The sequence below is a fragment of the Escherichia sp. E14S1 genome (assembly GCF_004211995.1).
Taxonomy (GTDB): Bacteria; Pseudomonadota; Gammaproteobacteria; order Enterobacterales; family Enterobacteriaceae; genus Escherichia.
The window spans coordinates 120,971-140,856 of sequence record NZ_RHJQ01000005.1 but is presented as its reverse complement, the minus strand read 5'-3'; the positions used below and the strand labels follow the sequence as shown (position 1 = coordinate 140,856).

The 19,886-nt window shown below is 50.4% G+C and carries 20 protein-coding genes, 1 other RNA gene and 1 pseudogene; 9 read left to right on the top strand and 13 right to left on the bottom strand.

Annotated features, from left to right (window positions below):
• Positions 1 to 366 precede the first annotated feature (366 nt).
• From tomB to D9734_RS06725, 5 genes are all read left to right on the top strand, one after another.
• Positions 367 to 741, top strand: coding sequence for an Hha toxicity modulator TomB (gene tomB / locus D9734_RS06745; protein ID WP_021532618.1), 375 nt, complete (start codon positions 367 to 369; stop codon positions 739 to 741).
• A 25-nt stretch (positions 742 to 766) separates the two neighbouring features.
• On the top strand, positions 767 to 985 hold the full coding sequence (locus tag D9734_RS06740) for an HHA domain-containing protein (RefSeq protein WP_001280991.1): 219 nt from the start codon (positions 767 to 769) through the stop codon (positions 983 to 985).
• A gap of 171 nt (positions 986 to 1,156) precedes the next feature.
• Complete coding sequence (gene maa, locus D9734_RS06735; RefSeq protein ID WP_130206289.1) at positions 1,157 to 1,708, top strand: maltose O-acetyltransferase; 552 nt, start codon at positions 1,157 to 1,159, stop codon at positions 1,706 to 1,708.
• A 113-nt stretch (positions 1,709 to 1,821) separates the two neighbouring features.
• Complete coding sequence (locus D9734_RS06730; RefSeq protein ID WP_130206287.1) at positions 1,822 to 2,292, top strand: YlaC family protein; 471 nt, start codon at positions 1,822 to 1,824, stop codon at positions 2,290 to 2,292.
• Between the two features lie 162 nt (positions 2,293 to 2,454).
• The gene (locus D9734_RS06725; RefSeq protein WP_130206286.1) at positions 2,455 to 4,005 is read left to right on the top strand and encodes an EAL domain-containing protein; all 1,551 of its coding nucleotides are present in this window, start codon (positions 2,455 to 2,457) and stop codon (positions 4,003 to 4,005) included.
• Positions 4,006 to 4,042: 37 nt separating this feature from the next.
• Here the strand turns inward: D9734_RS06725 and D9734_RS06720 are convergent, their stop codons facing one another.
• Entirely contained in the window at positions 4,043 to 4,396 is a 354-nt protein-coding gene (locus D9734_RS06720) for a DUF1428 domain-containing protein (RefSeq protein WP_064529090.1), read from the bottom strand.
• Positions 4,397 to 4,515: 119 nt separating this feature from the next.
• Positions 4,516 to 4,612, bottom strand: an RNA gene (gene ffs / locus D9734_RS06715) — signal recognition particle sRNA small type.
• 162 nt (positions 4,613 to 4,774) lie between these two features.
• Between ffs and D9734_RS06710 the strand changes: the two genes are divergently transcribed.
• Positions 4,775 to 5,086: an MGMT family protein gene (locus D9734_RS06710; protein WP_130215477.1), complete on the top strand. Its 312-nt coding sequence runs from the start codon at positions 4,775 to 4,777 to the stop codon at positions 5,084 to 5,086.
• A gap of 30 nt (positions 5,087 to 5,116) precedes the next feature.
• Here the strand turns inward: D9734_RS06710 and D9734_RS06705 are convergent, their stop codons facing one another.
• Positions 5,117 to 5,689: a YbaY family lipoprotein gene (locus D9734_RS06705; RefSeq protein WP_130206284.1), complete on the bottom strand. Its 573-nt coding sequence runs from the start codon at positions 5,687 to 5,689 to the stop codon at positions 5,117 to 5,119.
• Positions 5,690 to 5,907: 218 nt separating this feature from the next.
• On the opposite strand from D9734_RS06705, the gene tesB reads away from it, so the two are divergent.
• Complete coding sequence (gene tesB / locus D9734_RS06700; protein ID WP_130206282.1) at positions 5,908 to 6,768, top strand: acyl-CoA thioesterase II; 861 nt, start codon at positions 5,908 to 5,910, stop codon at positions 6,766 to 6,768.
• A gap of 182 nt (positions 6,769 to 6,950) precedes the next feature.
• Here the strand turns inward: tesB and amtB are convergent, their stop codons facing one another.
• The 6 genes from amtB to cof all read right to left on the bottom strand — a co-directional run bounded on the left by amtB (position 6,951) and on the right by cof (position 13,791).
• Complete coding sequence (gene amtB, locus D9734_RS06695) at positions 6,951 to 8,237, bottom strand: ammonium transporter AmtB (RefSeq protein WP_130206280.1); 1,287 nt, start codon at positions 8,235 to 8,237, stop codon at positions 6,951 to 6,953.
• Between the two features lie 29 nt (positions 8,238 to 8,266).
• Complete coding sequence (gene glnK / locus D9734_RS06690) at positions 8,267 to 8,605, bottom strand: P-II family nitrogen regulator (protein ID WP_000780338.1); 339 nt, start codon at positions 8,603 to 8,605, stop codon at positions 8,267 to 8,269.
• Between the two features lie 180 nt (positions 8,606 to 8,785).
• Positions 8,786 to 10,567 (bottom strand): SmdB family multidrug efflux ABC transporter permease/ATP-binding protein, encoded by a 1,782-nt coding sequence (locus D9734_RS06685; RefSeq protein WP_130206278.1) that lies wholly within the window; start codon positions 10,565 to 10,567, stop codon positions 8,786 to 8,788.
• Positions 10,560 to 12,332 (bottom strand): SmdA family multidrug ABC transporter permease/ATP-binding protein, encoded by a 1,773-nt coding sequence (locus D9734_RS06680; protein ID WP_130206276.1) that lies wholly within the window; start codon positions 12,330 to 12,332, stop codon positions 10,560 to 10,562. Before D9734_RS06680 ends, D9734_RS06685 begins: the two co-directional genes overlap by 8 nt.
• 29 nt (positions 12,333 to 12,361) lie before the next feature.
• On the bottom strand, positions 12,362 to 12,820 hold the full coding sequence (gene decR / locus D9734_RS06675) for a DNA-binding transcriptional regulator DecR (RefSeq protein WP_000884589.1): 459 nt from the start codon (positions 12,818 to 12,820) through the stop codon (positions 12,362 to 12,364).
• Positions 12,821 to 12,972: 152 nt separating this feature from the next.
• On the bottom strand, positions 12,973 to 13,791 hold the full coding sequence (gene cof, locus D9734_RS06670; RefSeq protein WP_130206274.1) for an HMP-PP phosphatase: 819 nt from the start codon (positions 13,789 to 13,791) through the stop codon (positions 12,973 to 12,975).
• Positions 13,792 to 13,890: 99 nt separating this feature from the next.
• On the opposite strand from cof, the pseudogene D9734_RS06665 reads away from it, so the two are divergent.
• Both D9734_RS06665 and queC read left to right on the top strand, forming a co-directional pair.
• Positions 13,891 to 15,591 (top strand): annotated as a pseudogene (locus tag D9734_RS06665) (SgrR family transcriptional regulator).
• 63 nt (positions 15,592 to 15,654) lie between these two features.
• A complete protein-coding gene (gene queC, locus D9734_RS06660; RefSeq protein ID WP_130206272.1) occupies positions 15,655 to 16,350 on the top strand; it encodes a 7-cyano-7-deazaguanine synthase QueC in 696 nt (231 codons plus the stop codon).
• 51 nt (positions 16,351 to 16,401) lie between these two features.
• Here queC and fadM read toward each other — a convergent pair whose 3' ends face one another.
• The 4 genes from fadM to hupB form a co-directional block, all read right to left on the bottom strand.
• Positions 16,402 to 16,800, bottom strand: a complete 399-nt coding sequence (fadM, locus tag D9734_RS06655) for a long-chain acyl-CoA thioesterase FadM (RefSeq protein ID WP_001194534.1) — start codon at positions 16,798 to 16,800, stop codon at positions 16,402 to 16,404.
• Between the two features lie 93 nt (positions 16,801 to 16,893).
• The gene (locus D9734_RS06650) at positions 16,894 to 17,265 is read right to left on the bottom strand and encodes a helix-hairpin-helix domain-containing protein (protein WP_130206270.1); all 372 of its coding nucleotides are present in this window, start codon (positions 17,263 to 17,265) and stop codon (positions 16,894 to 16,896) included.
• Between the two features lie 150 nt (positions 17,266 to 17,415).
• On the bottom strand, positions 17,416 to 19,287 hold the full coding sequence (ppiD, locus tag D9734_RS06645) for a peptidylprolyl isomerase (protein WP_130206268.1): 1,872 nt from the start codon (positions 19,285 to 19,287) through the stop codon (positions 17,416 to 17,418).
• 191 nt (positions 19,288 to 19,478) lie between these two features.
• Positions 19,479 to 19,769 (bottom strand): nucleoid-associated protein HU-beta, encoded by a 291-nt coding sequence (gene hupB / locus D9734_RS06640; protein ID WP_254892905.1) that lies wholly within the window; start codon positions 19,767 to 19,769, stop codon positions 19,479 to 19,481.
• Positions 19,770 to 19,886 lie beyond the last annotated feature (117 nt).

The following is a 19,886-nucleotide window of genomic DNA, read 5'->3' as shown; positions in this document are numbered from 1 at the left end:
GAGGCTATTCTTAATTATTTGCGGCAATTCTTTATTTGTTCATGTCAATTACATCATAATCAGAGTAATCCTGGGTATTAGTGTGACAAATCGTCAGACCATTTTATCACTCTCAAACATCCTGATTACATTATGTTATGAATAGCATCAGACAAAGTGCTTTAGCCATTACGTCGTCAGCGCTGGAATGAGGAAGAGAGTCTTTTCCCTCCCCTCCTCCTAATTGTAATTTTTCGTAATAATACGATGAAAACCGCCAAAGAGTAGCTTATAGTTAATCTAACAAGTGAGAGGGCAGGCCAGGTCTGTAAGTTTTCCATCCCAAAAGGTGTCCGTTAGTTCAACCGCTAAGAAGGGGGACGCGTTATGGATGAATACTCACCAAAAAGACATGATGTCGCGCAGCTTAAATTTCTCTGCGAAACCTTGTATCATGACTGTCTTGCAAACCTTGAAGAAAGTAACCATGGTTGGGTTAACGACCCTACCTCGGCCATCAATCTGCAGCTTAATGAACTCATTGAACATATAGCAACCTTCGCACTTAATTACAAAATTAAGTATAATGAAGACAATAAGCTCATTGAGCAGATAGATGAATATCTGGACGACACCTTTATGTTGTTCAGTAGTTATGGTATTAATATGCAGGATCTCCAGAAATGGCGGAAGTCAGGTAACCGACTGTTCCGTTGTTTTGTGAATGCCACTAAAGAGAATCCTGCGAGTTTATCTTGTTAGAATTATTACAACCATGGGTAGAAGTATGTCCGATAAACCTTTAACGAAAACCGATTATTTGATGCGTCTGCGTCGTTGCCAGACAATTGACACGCTTGAGCGTGTTATCGAGAAAAATAAATACGAATTATCAGATAATGAACTGGCGGTATTTTACTCAGCCGCAGATCACCGCCTCGCAGAATTGACCATGAATAAACTGTACGACAAGATCCCCTCCTCTGTATGGAAATTTATTCGGTAATTAAATAGCAGACATTCGAAAATGTAACCGACTGTTTATTAACATTATTATATTATTCGCAATGAAAGCATACTGCATGTGACTTTCATCACATTCGGAAAACGGGAACGTTCTCTTAACTGACTATTCGCATTACCGTGTTGCCGCATTTTCAGCAACGGGAGGTCAGTAATGAGCACAGAAAAAGAAAAAATGATTGCTGGTGAGTTGTATCGCTCGGCAGATGAGGAGTTATCTCGCGATCGCCTGCGCGCTCGTCAGCTTATTCACCAATACAATCACTCCGCACCGGAAGAACAAACATTACGCCAGAAAATTCTCACCGATTTATTCGGTCAGGTAGCAGATGCTTATATTGAACCCTCTTTTCGCTGCGACTATGGCTATAACATTTTTTTGGGCAAAGGATTTTACGCCAACTTCGATTGCGTGATGCTCGATGTCTGCCCAATTCGTATCGGTGATAATTGCATGTTGGCACCAGGTGTTCACATTTATACCGCAACGCACCCTGTTGACCCAGTAGCCCGTAATAGTGGCGCTGAACTGGGGAAACCTGTGACTATCGGTAATAACGTCTGGATTGGCGGACGTGCTGTCATCAACCCTGGTGTAACCATTGGCGATAACGTCGTGGTGGCCTCTGGCGCCGTCGTCACAAAAGATGTTCCGGCTAACGTTGTCGTGGGCGGTAACCCGGCCACTGTCATTAAAAAACTGTAACCATGGTTGCAACTGTTATGCAAAATTGTGGTTAATCTGTTACTTTCATCATATGATTCCCACGTTAAAATAGGGTGTTCCCTGAAAAGTTGCAGATACCACAAAGGCAAAAGATGACTGAAATACAACGCCTGCTGACCGAAACAATTGATGCACTAAATGCACACGAAAAACGCGATAATAAACCTCGCTTTAGTATCAGTTTTATCCGTAAACATCCGGGGCTGTTTATCGGTATGTATGTCGCTTTTTTTGCCACTCTGGCGGTGATGTTACAGTCTGAAACGCTGGTTGGTTCAGTCTGGCTCCTGGTGGTATTGTTCATCCTGCTTAACGGTTTCTTCTTTTTTGACGTTTATCCGCGTTACCATTACGAAGATATCGACGTTCTTGATTTCCGGGTTTGCTACAACGGCGAATGGTACAATACACGCTTTGTTCCAACTGCATTGGTCGACGCTATTCTGAACTCGCCGCGTGTCGCGAACATCCACAAAGAACAGTTGCAGAAAATGATCGCTCGTAAAGGTGAGTTGTCCTTTTACGATATTTTCACTCTCGCCCGCACCGAAGCGACACCATAAGTTGTATCGCTCTCACCAGGCGTAAACATCCGCGCCTGGTGAATTGACAACAATCGTTGCCACAACTCATTTAACGAAACTCCCCCGCATCACTTATCTTTTGCATGCCCTTATTCGCTATCGGATATACTTTCCCTACACTGCGTAAATAAGGACATGCTGGTGAGAACACGACATCTGGTCAGCCTAATTTCAGGAGTACTGATCCTTTCCGTACTTCTACCAGTGGGCTTAAGCATCTGGCTGGCTCATCAACAGGTAGAAACGTCATTTGTTGAGGAGCTACATACTTACTCATCCCGCGTCGCTATTCGCGCCAACAAAGTGGCGTCGCAAGGGAAAGATGCCCTACAAAAACTGGAAAAATGGCAAGGCGCAGCCTGTAGCAAGGCTCATCTAATGGAAATGCGCCGGGTATCTTATAGTTATTGTTATATTCAGGAAGTGGTCTATGTCGATAACAACGTGCCTCAGTGCTCTTCTCTGGAACATGAAAGTCCGCCAGATACCTTCCCCGAGCCAGGTAAAATATCGAACGATGGTTATCGGGTATGGTTAACCTCGCACAACGATTTAGGTATTACCCGCTACATGGTTGCAATGGGAACTGCACATTACATAGTGATGATTGACCCCGCCTCATTTATAGATGTGATTCCTTATAGCTCGTGGCAAATTGATGCCGCGATTATTGGCAATGTGCATAACATTATCATTACCAGCAGTGACGAATTAGCCCAGGGAATTATTACCCAGCTGCAAAAAACACCGGGTGAACACATCGAAAAGAATGGAATCATTTACGATATCCTGCCTCTCCCCGAGATGAATATTTCCATAATCACCTGGGCTTCGACAAAAACGTTACAAAAAGGTTGGCATCGGCAGGTCTTTATCTGGTTGCCTGTCGGATTGTTAATTGGCCTACTGGCGGCAATGTTCGTCCTGCGGATTTTACGCCGTATCCAGTCACCGCATCATCGCCTGCAGGATGCTATCGAGAACCGCGATATTTGCGTGCACTATCAGCCTATTATCTCCTTATCGAATGGAAAGATTGTCGGAGCCGAAGCGCTGGCGCGCTGGCCGCAGACAGACGGTAGCTGGTTGTCACCGGATAGTTTTATCCCGCTGGCGCAACAAACGGGCCTGTCAGAATCTCTGACTCTGCTTATTATCAAAACGGTCTTTGAAGATATGGGCGACTGGCTGCGTCAGCATCCACAGCAACATATTTCGATCAATCTTGAATCCACTGTGCTCACCTCGGAAAAAATCCCGCAATTGCTGCGTGAAATGATCAATCACTACCAGGTCAATCCCAAACAGATCGCTCTTGAACTCACTGAACGCGAGTTTGCTGATCCAAAAATCAGCGCCCCGGTAATCTCCCGATATCGACAGGTTGGTCATGAAATTTATCTTGATGATTTTGGTACCGGTTATTCGAGCTTAAGTTATTTGCAGGATCTGGATGTCGATATTCTGAAGATCGATAAATCTTTTGTTGATGCGCTGGAATATAAAAATGTCACACCGCATATCATCGAAATGGCAAAAACACTGAAACTTAAAATGGTGGCGGAAGGGATCGAAACCAGCAAACAGGAAGAGTGGCTACGCCAGCATGGCGTGCATTACGGCCAGGGATGGTTGTACAGCAAAGCATTACCGAAAGAGGAGTTTATACGCTGGGCAGAACGCCATCTGTGAATTTTGGGGCTGGCGGCACGCCGCACAGCCCGTCACGCTACTCGTCAATGATTGACTCGAACCCACCGTAGATCATTCGTTTACCATCAAACGGCATGGACTCGCCGAACTCTTTCATCCGTGGGTCCGACATCATCTTCTGATTGGCAGCGTCGCGGACCTCTTTTGAAGGGTATTCAATCCAGCTAAAAACCACTTCCTCATTCTCTTCCGCTTTGACCGCCATACGAAAATCGGTCACTTTGCCATTCGGTACATCGCTGGCCCAGCATTCAACAATGCGCAGGGCGCCAAACTCTTTAAACAGCGGCGCGGCCTTTGCGGCCATTTCACGATAGGCATCCTTTTTGTCGGCAGGAACAGCAACCACAAAACCATCAACATACTTCATCAGACATACCTCCGAAGCGTACCGTGCAGCCAGAAAATTCTTGCGGCATCAGTCGTGGTTAAAGTTTAGCCACATTGAGATTTTTTGACGAAACGGTGGGAGGCAGAAATGGGTGGGGGCCCTGCCAGCTACATCCCGGCACACGCGTCATCTGCCTTGGCTGCTTCCTTCCGGACCTGACCTGGTAAACAAAGTAGCGTTGCGGGAGAACCAACAGAGCCCCCATTGAGAGCGTTGAGAACCAACGCGCAGGCGCATTATCACTGCTGCCCCTGCTAATTGCAACCCATTGCGTGCCGGATGCTGGTTTCTTGCGCAATGCGACTTCACTCGGACGTTTTTCCAGATTATGCTGAAAAATTACCTCAGGAAGAAAAGATGGAAAAAGAAGATTCATTTCCCCAACGCGTGTGGCAAATCGTAGCCGCTATTCCCGAAGGGTATGTCACTACTTACGGCGATGTCGCGAAACTGGCAGGATCGCCCCGTGCCGCACGCCAGGTGGGCGGTGTGTTAAAGCGCCTGCCCGAAGGTAGCACTTTGCCCTGGCATCGGGTGGTTAACCGCCACGGCACAATCTCATTAACTGGACCAGATTTACAGCGTCAGCGGCAGGCATTACTGGCAGAAGGCGTGATGGTATCGGGAAACGGACAAATCGACTTACAGCGTTATCGCTGGAACTACTAACCCTCTCCGGGCGGAGAGGGTTAACTTCGCTTAATATTGCGTAGGAGCTGGAACTGCCGAAGACGGATTCACCTGGGTTGGTGAAGTCGAAGGTACGGTAGCTGTTGCGCCACCACTGGCCTGAACCGGCACGGCGGTTTGCTGAACCGGCACCAATGTCAGGTCGGCTTTAGTTCCGCCCTGGTTGATCACCGGCTGAACGGTATCGGTAATAAACACCAATTTGTCATTTACGGTAATCGCCGCACTTAACAGAATACGCGCGTTCGGCTGAACATCTGCCGGGTTAAATGGCAGAACAAAGCTGAATGGCGACTGTTTACCTTCGGTACGCACCGCTTTTTGCGCCAGTACTTTAGACGGCGCATCGGCTAAAGACGCGTCAGAAAGTGTCACGGTCAGCACAGCATCAGGAGGCAGTGCGACTTTCTGACGGATCCAGACCGTACCGGAGACATTAGGTTGCTGTATAGCAGGTTGTTGTGTCGCCGCAATAGAGGTATTTGCAGCAGGTGCTGGCGTCTGGATATCCGCGCTTTTATCAGCGCAAGCCGCCAACGCAATCGCAACCGCTAAACCACTGGCCATGTGCATGAGTTTCATTCACTTCTCCTTATTATCAATGCACCAGCGGGCTAACTTTCCTCGCCGGAATAGTGGTTAACAAAATCGTAACGTCAATAAGTGTGGCACAAATCACGTATTTACGCCTGCATTTAGCCCGTAATTCAGACCATTGCACCCATCGGACCAGTGACAAAATTGCGTTATACTCAACTCACTTTGGCTTGCTGCGGCAGCTTTGTTACTGGAGAGTTAATATGAGTCAGGCCTTAAAAAATTTACTGACATTGTTGAATCTGGAAAAAATTGAGGAAGGACTCTTTCGCGGCCAGAGTGAAGATTTAGGTTTACGCCAGGTGTTTGGCGGCCAGGTCGTGGGTCAGGCCCTGTATGCCGCAAAGGAGACAGTACCCGAAGAGCGTCTGGTGCATTCATTCCACAGCTACTTTCTTCGCCCTGGTGATAGCAAGAAGCCGATTATTTATGATGTCGAAACACTGCGTGACGGCAACAGTTTCAGTGCTCGCCGTGTGGCAGCGATTCAGAACGGCAAACCCATTTTTTATATGACAGCGTCTTTCCAGGCGCCAGAAGTTGGATTCGAACACCAAAAAGAGATGCCTCCGGCCCCAGCGCCTGATGGTTTGCCTTCGGAAACTCAGATCGCCCAGTCGCTGGCGCACCTGCTGCCGCCAGTGCTGAAAGATAAATTCATCTGCGATCGTCCGCTGGAAGTGCGTCCGGTGGAATTTCATAACCCACTGAAAGGTCACGTCGCCGCGCCGCATCGTCAGGTGTGGATCCGCGCAAATGGTAGCGTGCTGGATGATCTGCGCGTTCATCAGTATCTGCTGGGGTACGCTTCTGATCTTAACTTCCTGCCGGTAGCTCTACAGCCGCACGGCATCGGTTTTCTCGAACCGGGGATTCAGATAGCCACCATTGACCATTCGATGTGGTTCCATCGACCATTTAAGTTAAACGAATGGCTGCTGTATAGCGTGGAGAGCACGTCAGCGTCCAGCGCCCGAGGATTTGTGCGCGGTGAGTTTTATACCCAGGACGGCGTACTGGTTGCCTCGACCGTTCAGGAAGGGGTAATGCGTAATCACAATTAAAAAAACAGCCGGAGGTGAAAACCGTCCGGCTGCCAGATAGTTGGTAACATGCTTTTGTTGATGCCGGATGCGGGGTAAACGCCTTATCCGGCCCACCAATTATTGTAAATTCAACAAATTGTGATTTTTAATGTAGGCCTGATAAGCGCAGCGCATCAGGCTAAATTGCATTTGATTGCTTGTTACGCGTTATAGGCATTTTCGCCGTGGCTGTTGACGTCCAGCCCTTCTCGCTCCTGTTCTTCCGGCACACGCAGGCCAACCGTCAGATCCGCCAGTTTGTAGCCGATAAATGCCACCACACCAGACCAGACGATCGTAATGGCGACGCTTTCCAGCTGTACCAGCAACTGATGCCCCATCGTCACACCTTCAGCGAAGCCCACGCCGCCCAGCGAGCTGGCGGCAAAAATCCCGGTCATGATACAGCCGACAATGCCACAAACGCCGTGCACACCGAAGACATCGCAAGGATCATCGACTCGCAACAGGCGTTTTAGCATGGTAACGCCCCACAAGCCCGCCAGACCAGCTACCACGCCGATAATCAACGCACCGCCAACCCCAATGTAGCCACAGGCTGGCGTCACGCCGACCAGACCGGCAATCGCGCCAGAACACGCCCCCAGCAGTGAAGGCTTACCACGCAGCGCCCATTCACCGAAGATCCAGCCAAGAATTGCCGCCGCCGTTGCCACCACAGTATTCACAAATGCCAGTGCCGCGATTTCATTCGCCGTACCCGCTGACCCGGCGTTAAATCCAAACCAACCGATATAGAGAATGGCAGTCCCGGTGAAGACCATCGGCAGGTTGTGCGGTTTAAACGCCTCTTTGCCAAAGCCCACGCGTTTACCTATCAGATACGCGCCCACCAGACCGGCGATTGCGGCGTTAATGTGCACCACCGTGCCACCCGCGAAATCCAGCGCACCATGAGAAGCCAGCAAGCCGCCGCCCCACACCATATGTGCAATTGGAATGTAGGAGAGCGTCAGCCACACCACCACGAAAATCAGCACAGCTGAAAAGCGGATCCGTTCCGCCAGCGCCCCGACTATCAAGCCTACGGTAATGCAGGCAAACGATCCTTGAAACGCCACGTGGATGTACTGATAAATGCTGCCCATGACTGCGGTCAGTTCAATATTTTTCAGCATCAACCAGTTAATGTTGCCGAAGAAGTTGTTGCCCTCACCAAACGCCAGCGAGTAACCGTAAACCACCCAGAGAATACAGACCAGTGCAAACGTCACGGTCACCTGCGTTAGCATCGACAGCACGTTTTTGCCGCGAATCAACCCGCCGTAAAACAGGGCAATCCCCGGAACAGTCATAAACAGTACCAGCGCAGTACAAATCATCATAAACGCATTGTCGGCTTTATCGGCTACCGCAGGTGCAGCCATTACCAGTCCCGGCAGCATCGCCAGTGAAGCAAGCCCAGTTTTTATCGTCGCTATCTTCATGTTTCGTTCCTGTTGCTGTGTGCCAGAGATTACAGCGCCGCTTCGTCGGCTTCGCCGGTGCGAATACGAATGACGCGTTGCAATTCAGCGACGAAGATTTTGCCATCGCCAATTTTTCCGGTGTAAGCCGCCTTACTGACGATATCGATCACTTCATCGAGTTGATCATCAGCAATCGCCACATCAATTTTTACTTTTGGCAGGAAGTTGACGCTGTATTCCGCGCCCCTGTACAGCTCAGCATGGCCCTTCTGACGCCCGAAACCTTTCACTTCGGTGACGGTCAGGCCCTGAATACCAATGGAAGATAACGCTTCACGAACGTCTTCCAGCTTGAATGGTTTGATTATCACGGTCACCAGCTTCATAGATCCCCTCCGGTCAGAATTCGGTAATGGTTCTGCTACACGAAGAAGGTATTGCAAGCGGTGTGCCAGAAATGAAAAACGAGAAAGAGAGCAGGAAGTTAAGAAGATTGAAAATAAAAACGCACTATGACAGTGCACAGTGCGTTACATTTTTGCACCACCGATGAAATTTTGCGCTAATCAGGCGCTCAGAGATTCATCTTCACGCACGCTGGCTGCCAGCTCTTCGCCCGCAAGTTGCAGTTGATACATCTGCCAGTAGCGCCCCTGGGCGGCCAGCAGTTGCTGGTGAGTGCCCTGTTCCACAGCCTGACCACGATGAAGCACCAGAATGGTATCAGCATCAACAATGGTCGATAAGCGGTGAGCAATCACCACCAGCGTAGTGTGTTCACGCACCGCCGCCAGAGCGTGCTGAATCGCCTGTTCAGTACCGGAGTCAATGCTGGCGGTTGCCTCATCAAGGATCAGGATTTGCGGCGTCTCCACCAGCACGCGTGCCAGTGCCAGCAGTTGCTTTTGCCCGACCGAGAGATTATTCCCCTGCTCGCCCAGCGGCGTATTAATACCGTCGCTCATGCTACGCGCGAGTTCCGCCAGTTGTACCGTTTCCAGCGCCTGCCAGACGCGCTCTTCGGAGATATCACGTCCCAGCGTCACGTTGGCGAGGAAGGTATCCGCCAGCACTACCGGATCTTGCTGCACCATCGCCACGCCCTGACGCAGCGCGCTATGACTGAGCGAACTTAACGGACGTCCATCAAGCCGAATCACACCTTCTGTTAGTGGGTAATAGCCCATCAGCAAACTTGCCAGGGTACTTTTGCCGCTACCGGTATGCCCCACCAACGCCACAAAGCTGCGCGAAGGAACGGCAAGATTAATATTTTTCAGCACCAGATTGTCATCGCGATAAGCAAACGACACGTTATCGACATCAATGGTGCCACTCTGTAACGGGCGATCATCATTGCCATATTGCTGGCGCGGTCCGTCCATCAGTTCAAACACACGCTCGCCAGCAACAACAGCCTGTTGCAGCATCGCCTGCTGCGTGGTCAGTTCGATTAAGGGTTCGTTAAGTCGCCCCAAATAGCTGATAAACGCATACAGCACACCCACTTCAATGGTGCCGCTGGCGGAGAAGCCAAACAGCATCAACAAGCCACAAAGAATGAGCGATGAAAACAGACTCAGCAGGGGACGCAGTAAAAAGCCGTCCAGCCGTAGCGTTTGCATTCGCGCCATATAGTGTGAACGGCTGGCTTCGCCCATACGTTCGCCAAATCGCGCCTGCTGGCGGAACTGCTGGATGACGCTCATGCCGTTAATAACTTCGTTAAAGCCGTCGTTGATATCAGCCAGATAGGCGCGTACACGGCGGACAATCGGCGTACTGTAACGCTGGTATATCACCATCACCACCAACACAACCGGGAATATCATTATCGCTACCAGCGCCATTCGCCAGTCGAGACTGAACATCGCTACCAGCATCGCCCCTACCAGGGCGGCACTACGCAAAACAGTTGCGACCACGGTAACGTAGAGATCGCGGATAACTTCAGTATCATTGGTAACGCGGGAAATCACCTGCCCGACCGGCTGAGTATCAAACTCACTCAACGGTTGGCGCAGTGCAGCATCCATCACATCGGTACGTAACTGTTGTACAACGCCTACTGCCGCCCGGTTAAACAACAGCGACTGCGCGTAATGTAGCCCGGCGGCAAACAGTTGCAGTACGACATATGCCGCCGCCAGCCCGACAACCATTTTCAGCGGCAGATTATTTTTCGCCACCATATTGTCGATAAAGTAACTGACGAGCAGCGGGCAGCTCACTTCTGCCGCCGCTGCCACCCACATCATCAACACTGCGATACCCAGCGGTTTACGCCATGGTGAACCGTAAGCTAGCAGGCGCTTCAGAGTCGGCCAGAGTTGGCTAAAACTACGCATCAACGGCCTCCTCGTGATTTTCCGGAGCATCGTTGAGCGCCGCTTCCAGTTGTTGATAGCGATACATATCGCGATACCAGCCGCTTTGTTGCGCCAGCACATCATGATCGCCGCGCTGGGCAATATGCCCATGCTGCATCACAATAATTTCACTCGCTTCGGTCAGGGCAGAAAGGCGATGGGCGCTGATAATCACCGTTCTCCCCTGCCCCCACTGGCGCAGGTTATGGAGAATCTGGTATTCCGTGCGACCATCTACCGCCGATAGAGCATCGTCAAGAATGAGGATTTCCGCATTCACCAGCAATGCCCTGGCAATGGAGATTCGCTGTTTTTGCCCACCGGAAAGCATCACGCCGCGTTCGCCCACTTCTGTGTCGTAACCTTGCGGCAGACGCAAAATATCGTCATGCACGCTGGCTAACCGCGCTACGTGTTCAATCTCTTGCTGGGTGGCATTTGGGCAACCCAGCGCGATGTTATTAGCAACCGTGTCAGAAAAAAGGAACGGTGTCTGGCTAACTACCGCCAGGCGGCTACGCCAGCTGTCGAGTTGCAACTGCGTCAAAGGAATATCATGAAAACGGATATCACCCTCGGTGACATCAAAATGACGTTGAATTAATGACAGCACAGTACTCTTGCCGGAGCCGGTCGGCCCGCAAATTCCCAGCATCTGACCCGGTTTCAGCGCAAAACTGACATTCTCGAGCGCAGGGTGATGAGTTTGAGGATACGTAAACTGACGAATATTCACATCCAGTTCACCACGACCTTCTGGCACCTTATCTTTACCATCAATAACGACTGGCGCTTCGGCCAGCATGCTACGAATTCGGCTATACGCCGCGCTGCCACGCTCCACAATGTTAAACATCCACGCCAGCGCCAGCATCGGCCAAATCATCAAACCAAGGTACATCATAAAACTGGTGAGCTGGCCCAACGTTAAGCTGCCCTGCACGACCATCCAACTACCACCGCCAATCGCCAGTAAATTCGCCATGCCAATCGCGATATAAATGGTCGGGTCGAAACGAGCATCAATGCGCGCTACTCGCATGTTTTTCTTACCGGTATCTTCGGCATCTGCGGCGAACAGCGCAGACTGGCGATCCTCCAGACCAAAGGATTTAATCATGCGAATACTGGTCAGACTCTCCTGGGTACGATCGTTAAGGCTGGAAAAGGCGGCTTGTGCCAGCTTAAAGCGTTCATGCAAGGCATCGCCGTTGCGTTTAATCATGATTGCCATCACTGGCATCGGCAACAGCGCTATTAAAGTTAACTGCCAGCTAATCTGCGTTGACATCATTATCAGCACTGCGCAACCCATCACCAGCGAATCTACCAGCGTTAGCACCCCTTCACCGGCGGCAAATACCACACGATCGACGTCATTTGTCGCACGGGCCATAAGGTCGCCCGTACGATGACGCAGATAAAACTCTGGATGCTGGCGGCTTAGCTGGCGGTAATAGTCTTCACGCAGTTCAACAGCCAGTTGATAAGACGCGCCGAACAGCAGTACGCGCCAGACGTAACGCAGGAGATAAACCACGACTGCAATCAACACCATGGTGGCGATCCACATCAGGATCTGCCCGGTAGTAAAGTGTTTTTCTGTCACGCCATCGACAACAATACCAACGACTTTTGGCGGGATCAGTTGCAGAATCGCAATAATGACAAGCAAGGCAACAGCCCCGAGATAGCGGCGCCATTCCCGGCGGAAATACCAGCTTAGTTGAGCAAATAATCGCACGCGTTATGTCCTGACCTGATCCTGGATAATTATTCGATAGGTAACGAGGTAGTGTACTTAATCTGTTCCATCGCGAAGCTGGAAGTGACGTCCGAAAGCCCCGGCACACTGTTAACCAGACGCTTATAAAACTCATCGTAGCGCTTCATATCAGCAACCTGGACCCGCATCAGATAATCGTATTCACCGGCCATGCGCCAGAAACCGAGAACTTCCGGCATTTCCGTGACGACCGTAACAAAGCGACAATACCATTCACTGCTGTGATGTTGCGTTTTAATCAGCACAAAAGCAGTCAGACCCAGGCCAATTTTTTCCGGATCCAGCAACGCGACTTTGCCGATAAGAATACCGTCATCTTCCAACCGTTTCAGACGCTTCCAGCAAGGCGTGGTTGTCAGATTAACGGCTTCTGCCAGTGCCTGCAAAGAAAGGGTGCAATCCTGCTGTAATAAGGCCAGCAGCTTACGGTCAATTTTATCTAACATAGCCAATCCACAGAGAATTATTTTCTCTTTTGATTCTATTTTAAAGGCCAAATAGCGACAATTTATTCCGTGCGATTTCACAGAGAATGCACAAAATGACAAATTCGGGGCAAAAAAAACCGGGCAGTTGCCCGGTGCTGGAAGGGATCTCGTTATTCGGGGGAATAAGGTAGATGTGGATTATCCAGCCAGTGCGTCAAAAAGTGAGAGACAGCCTGATTACGGCAGTGTCCAATCACCGGTAAATGAGGGAGTTCCGCACGCAATTGCGGCATCGCATTACCCATAATGAAGCCCTTACCGACGCTGCCTAACATTTCGCGATCATTCATCGCGTCACCAAAGGCCATACAGTCACGCAGCGAAAAACCTAAATGTTGGGTCAGCACCGTCAACGCAGCGCCTTTATTGCAGCCCACCGGCAGCACTTCCAGGCAATCAGTCGCGGAAAAACACAAATGTGCATGCTCACCTAAAGCTTCGTGTAGTTGGATCTGCAAGCGTGCAAGATCGTCGTGATCGCCACAGAAACAGATCTTGGTGACTCGATCGAGTGGCATTTTTTTGACATCGATTATCTGATAACGAAAACCGCTATAGACAAATGCCTGCAACAGCGCAGGGATCTCTTTCCCGGTAAACCAACCATCGTCATTGAAGATATGCATGCTGGCTCGGGTATCCCATTGCTGATACAACACCAGCTCCGCCACATCCGCAGGTAAATCATCACGATGTAAAAGTTCGCCTTCCAGAGAGTGCACACGCGTGCCGTTGCCGGTAATTAAATACGCATCCAGCGATAGCGCCCCGAGAATATGCTGCATCTCCAACACATGACGACCCGTAGCAAATGTAAGGGTAATATCGCGTTCACGCAGGCGCGCCAGAGTAGAGAGCGTTTTCTCACCTAAATGATGGTCAGGCATCAATAAAGTGCCGTCCATATCAAATGCTGCCAGACGAGCCATTTCTTTCTCCACTCTGTGACACGGTTAATGGTGATTGAGTATCACTTGATATATACGGAAGTAATAGTGAATAGATAAAAAATATTGTTCCGGGTTTATATGCGACTGCTTAATCGTCTTAACCAGTATCAACGTTTGTGGCAACCTTCCGCCGGAGCACCACAATCCGTTACCGTCAGCGAACTGGCGGAACGTTGCTTTTGCAGCGAACGCCATGTACGCACATTGTTACGTCAGGCGCAGGATGCGGGATGGCTGGAGTGGCAGGCACAATCCGGGCGCGGAAAACGCGGGCAACTGCGCTTTCTGGTGACGCCGGAATCCTTGCGCAATACGATGATGGAACAGGCGCTGGAAAGTGGAAAACAACAGGATGTGCTGGAACTCGCGCAGCTGGCGCCTGGCGAACTGCGTACCATGTTACAACCGTTTATGGGCGGGCAATGGCAAAACGATACCCCGACATTGCGTATTCCTTATTATCGCCCGCTCGAACCACTGCAACCGGGTTTTTTAGCCGGACGTGCCGAACAGCATCTCGCCGGGCAAATTTTTTCCGGCCTGAGCCGTTTCGACAATAACTCCCAACGCCCAATTGGCGATTTAGCGCATCACTGGGAAACGTCTGCTGACGGGTTACGCTGGGATTTTTATCTTCGCTCAACCCTACACTGGCATAACGGTGATGCAGTAAAAGCAACACAGCTACATCAACGCTTGCTGATGCTGCTACAGTTGCCTGCCCTGAGGCAGTTATTTATTAGCGTGCAGCGTATTGAAGTCACCCACCCGCAGTGTCTGACCTTCTTTTTAAATCGCCCCGATTACTGACTGGCACACCGACTGGCGAGCTATTGCTGCCATCTGGCGCATCCGCAATTACCACTGGTAGGAACCGGACCTTTCCGCTTAACACAATTCACACCGGAACTGGTGCGACTCGAAAGCCATGATTATTACCATTTACGTCATCCGCTACTAAAAGCGGTTGAGTACTGGATAACCCCGCCGCTTTTTGAAAAAGATTTGGGTACGAGTTGTCGGCATCCCGTCCAAATCACCATCGGCAAACCAGAGGAATTGCCACGGGTCAGTCAGGTCAGTAGCGGCATCAGTTTAGGTTTTTGCTATTTAACGTTGCGCAAAAGCCCCCGACTGACTCTCTGGCAGGCACGAAAAGTGATCACCATTATTCATCAATCCGGTTTACTACAAACGTTAGAAGTCGGAGAAAACCTGATCACCGCCAGTCATGCATTGCTGCCAGGCTGGACTATTCCGCAATGGCAAGTACCGGATGAGGTCAAACTACCGGAAACTTTGACGCTGGTTTATCACCTGCCGGTGGAACTTCATGCCATGGCAGAACAGCTACGAACGACGCTGGCAGCAGAAGGTTGCGAGCTAAAGATTATTTTTCATAACGCGAAAAACTGGGATGGAGCCACGCCACTGGAGCAAGCAGACCTCATGATGGGCGACAGATTAATTGGCGAAGCGCCGGAATATACCCTTGAACAGTGGCTGCGCTGCGATCCGCTGTGGTCACATGTTTTTACTGCCAGTACATACGCACATCTGCAATCGACACTGGATGCCGTGCAAATAATGCCTGATGAAGAAAACCGATTTAATGCCCTGAAAATGGTGTTTAGCCAGTTAATGGCTGACGCAACGCTGACACCACTGTTCAACTATCACTATCGCATTAGTGCGCCGCCAGGCGTGAACGGTGTGCGACTGACACCGCGCGGCTGGTTTGAATTTACCGAGGCCTGGCTACCCGCACCGTCGCAATGAAGAGCTGGCCCGGGTTAACCGCAGGCGTTACCATAACGTTTTATCGATTTAGCAGGATGATTTATGAAACGTGCTGTCGTTGTATTCAGTGGGGGCCAGGACTCTACAACCTGTCTGGTGCAGGCATTGCAACAATATGATGAAGTCCATTGCGTGACGTTTGATTACGGTCAGCGCCATCGCGCAGAGATCGACGTTGCGCGCGATCTGGCGCTGAAACTGGGCGCACGCGCGCATAAGGTGCTGGATGTCACCCTGCTTAACGAGCTGGCAGTCAGCAGTCTGACGCGTGACAGCATTCCAGTGCCAGATTATGAACCTGAAGCCGATGGCATCCCGAATACGTTTGTTCCAGGGCGTAATATTTTGTTCCTGACGCTCGCGGCGATTTACGCATATCAGGTGAAAGCCGAAGCGGTGATCACCGGCGTCTGCGAAACAGATTTCTCCGGCTACCCGGATTGCCGCGATGAGTTTGTGAAAGCACTAAACCATGCCGTCAGTTTGGGCATGGCGAAAGAGATTCGTTTTGAAACGCCGCTGATGTGGATTGATAAAGCGGAAACCTGGGCGCTGGCGGATTATTACGGCAAGCTGGATTTAGTGCGTAACGAAACACTGACCTGCTATAACGGCATTAAAGGCGACGGTTGCGGTCAATGTGCGGCGTGTAATCTGCGCAGTAATGGGTTGAATCATTATCTGTCCGATAAACCAGCGGTGATGGCGGCGATGAAGCAAAAGACCGGGTTGAAGTAATTATTCGGGATGTTGCCGGATGCGGCATGAGCATCCGGCACAACAAAACGTTTACTTAACCATCTGCTCCAACTTTTCGCGCAGCTCCCCTTCCAGAGCTAAAGCCTTCTGCGTTTTAAGATCAATACAAACAAACGTGATAAGCGCATCCGCCACCACCTGCCCTTCCGGCTCCAGAGTAATAACCTGGCTTAAGATGCCGCTTTTACCGTTTAATTGCTGTAACTGGCTCGTAATGGTTAACAGGTCGCTTAATACCGCCGGGCGGCGATAGTTGATATTGATATTCACCACCACGAAAGCGATGTTATGGGCGGTCATCCATTGAAAACTGTCGCTGTTTTCCAGTCCATCCCAGCGGGCTTCTTCGAGAAACTCAAGGTAGCGGGCGTTGTTTACGTGCTGGTAGACGTCGAGATGATATCCACGAACTTTGATTTGTGTTTGCATAGCGCAATAACCTTACGTTGTTGTTATAAGTACAGAGGCCATAACTGGTATGACCTCTTCAGTCTGGCAAAAAATTGCCACTATGCAAATTAATTACAGGGTTAATACCGCCAGATTACGTTCCACCAGCGAATTGCCCATCCCCGGCACCTGCTTTAGATCCTCCACCGTTTTAAACGGGCCATACTCTTCGCGATAACTGACAATCGCCTGCGCTTTCTTCAGGCCAACGCCATTCATCGCGCGGGCTAGCTCTTCCGCGCTGGCATTATTAATGCTGACTCTGGTGCCTTCTTCATCACTGGCTTTCGCCGGTACTGCCGCTTTGCTTTGTGCTGCAGGTGCTTCCGCTTTGGTTTCGACCGCCGCCGGTTTCGCTGCAGGAGCTGCCGCCAGCGCACAGTGAGACATTCCAGCACAGGCCAGGGACAGGGTAATGAGCAGTGCTTTGATTCCGTGTTTCATACTGTTTTCTCCTTGTTTGTTAACAGTGGAATCACCTTAACGGCAGTGAAAACAGTAAACAAATGGCAATGTTCAGAAATGGAAAAGGCCGCGAAAGCGACCTTTTCTTGTTACAGCTGCAAAGCATTTTTTTGCGAGGCGGCTTCAGGATTATTGCTGTTCCAGCGCATCGCCAATTTTGATTTTCGCCTCTTTGCGCAGGTTACTCATCAGAGCTTCAAAGACGATTTGTGCGTTGTTTTGGGTAATACCCTGCACCATCGCTTTTTTCTGCTCTTCCGGCATTGAACCTTGTTTCACTTCGTCCAGCGCCAGCAGAACGACATTGCCCTGCATATCGGTCGCCATACCGTAGCTCGGTTTGTCTTTCGCTGGCAGAGGCAGAGCAAATGCCGCCTGGCTAATCGGGTCACGGCCAGAACGGCTTAAGGTTTTCGGCTCACCAAATTTCACACCGGCAGCTTGCATAGCTTCCGCACCTTTGCCCGCTTTCAGATCAACCAGCAGTTTTTCAGCATCCACTTTCGCTTGCTGTTCAGCTTTGTTGTGCTGAACCATCGCTTTAACCTGTTCCTGAACATCTGCCAGCGGTTTAACCGCTTCCGGTTTATGCTCACTGATACGCAGAACGAATGCACGATCGCCGTCTACGGTGATGATGTCAGAGTTGATGCCCGGTGCGCCATTTTCACCAATCAGACCGCCGTTAAAGATAGCGTCCGCCACCGGTTTGAAGTTTAACTCTTCCGGCAGCTTATCTTTGCTGAACCAGCCAGTCTGAGTAGCTTTAACGCCCGCTGCCTGCTCTGCACCTGCCAGAGATTCAGTGTCGTTGCTTGCTGCATCGCTTATTTTCTGTTGCAAGGCGTAGTATGCATCCAGCGCTTTTTCGTGTTTCACTTTCGCTGCGATTTCGTCACGCACTTCGTCTAACGACTTCACTTTTGCTGGCTGAATGTCATCCAGACGGACGATCAGGAAACCTACCGAGGATTTGATCACACCAGAAAGCTGGCCTTTTTCTTTCAGACCGGCATTTTTCAGTTCGTCTGGGGTGGTGGAGTCTTCTAACCAACCCATATCACCGCCGTTACGGGCAGAGATAATATCAGCAGATTTTTCTTTTGCTAACGCGGCAAAATCACCGCCTTTGTTCAGCGCATCAAGTACAGCTTTCGCTTCATCTTCAGTTTTGGTCTGGATGATGCTGTAGCGCGTGCGCTGCGGCTGGGTGAATTGATCCTGATGCTGATCGTAGTAGCTCTGGATATCCGCATCGCTAACCGGTTGCTGCATTGTAGCGGCATCCAGCTTGATGTAGCTCACGCGGAACTGTTCCGGAGTCATGAAATTATTTTTGTTTTGCTCGTAGTAGCTGGCGATTTCTGGTTCGGTCACGGCTTGCTTAGCCGCCAGCGCATTAACGTCGATAGTCGCTTCACGCACTACACGTTGTTGAGCGACCAGTGCAGCCAGTTCGTCAGTTTCACCTTTCAGCATAAAATCGGTGCCAGCAACGCCATTAATCAGCTGTTGGGTGGTGAGCTGGTTACGCAGCGCCTGTGCGTACTGATCGGCACTCATTCCCATTCGGTTGAGGATATCGTTGTAGCGGCTGTTATCGAACTTGCCGTCAACCTGGAAAGCCGGGGTCGCGAAAATCGCCTGCTTGACCTGCTCATCGCTGATACCCAGTTTCAGTTCGCGAGCGTACTGATCCAGTAGAGCCTCGTCGATAAGACGATTCAGCACCTGTTGACGCAGGGTTTTCATATAGCCTTCGTTCGCCGCCAGCTCGGAGTATTGATCGCCCAGCTGTTGCTGCATGCGATTACGCTCGCTGTTGAAGGCGTTCTCGAACTGCCCACGGCTGATTTCCTGGTCATTCACTTTTGCGGCGTAGTTATTGCCTCCGCCAATCAGGTAACCACTCACGCCGGTCAATATGAACGACACGATAATGATACCGAAAATAATCTTGAGCACGAGACTGTTTGCAGCCGTGCGTAAGCTGTCCATCATGGTGTAACAACACTCCGCTGTAGATGACTGTATACCTCACGCAACTTATCGCTGCGCGCAAAGGCCTATTGTGACAAGAAACGGGGGCAATTGTCAGCCCACAATGCGCAGAAAGTCACGGAATACAAATAAAAAAGGCACATCAGTAGATGCGCCCTTGAACTTCGTCACATCCCCAATGGGGACAACACTTAGTTTACCGCGTCTTTCAGTGCTTTACCTGCACGGAAGCTCGGTACTTTAGCTGCAGCGATGGTGATCTCTTTACCGGTCTGCGGGTTGCGACCAGTACGGGCAGCACGCTCTTTAACGGCAAAAGTACCAAAACCTACCAGTGCTACATCATCCCCTTCTTTCAGGGATTCAGTTACGGAAGCAATAATAGCATCTAACGCACGGCCAGCCGCAGCTTTAGAGATATCAGCCCCTGCAGCAATCTTGTCAATCAATTGAGATTTATTCACTCTTCTCTTCCTCTTTATAATTTATCTCGCACTTGAATCCTTCAAGGTGCGAACGCGCAGCAGTTATATCAGGCCAGCCATCCCCTTACAACACCCCTTAATAAGGGCAAGCCTAATCCGCCCTCTAACTTAACG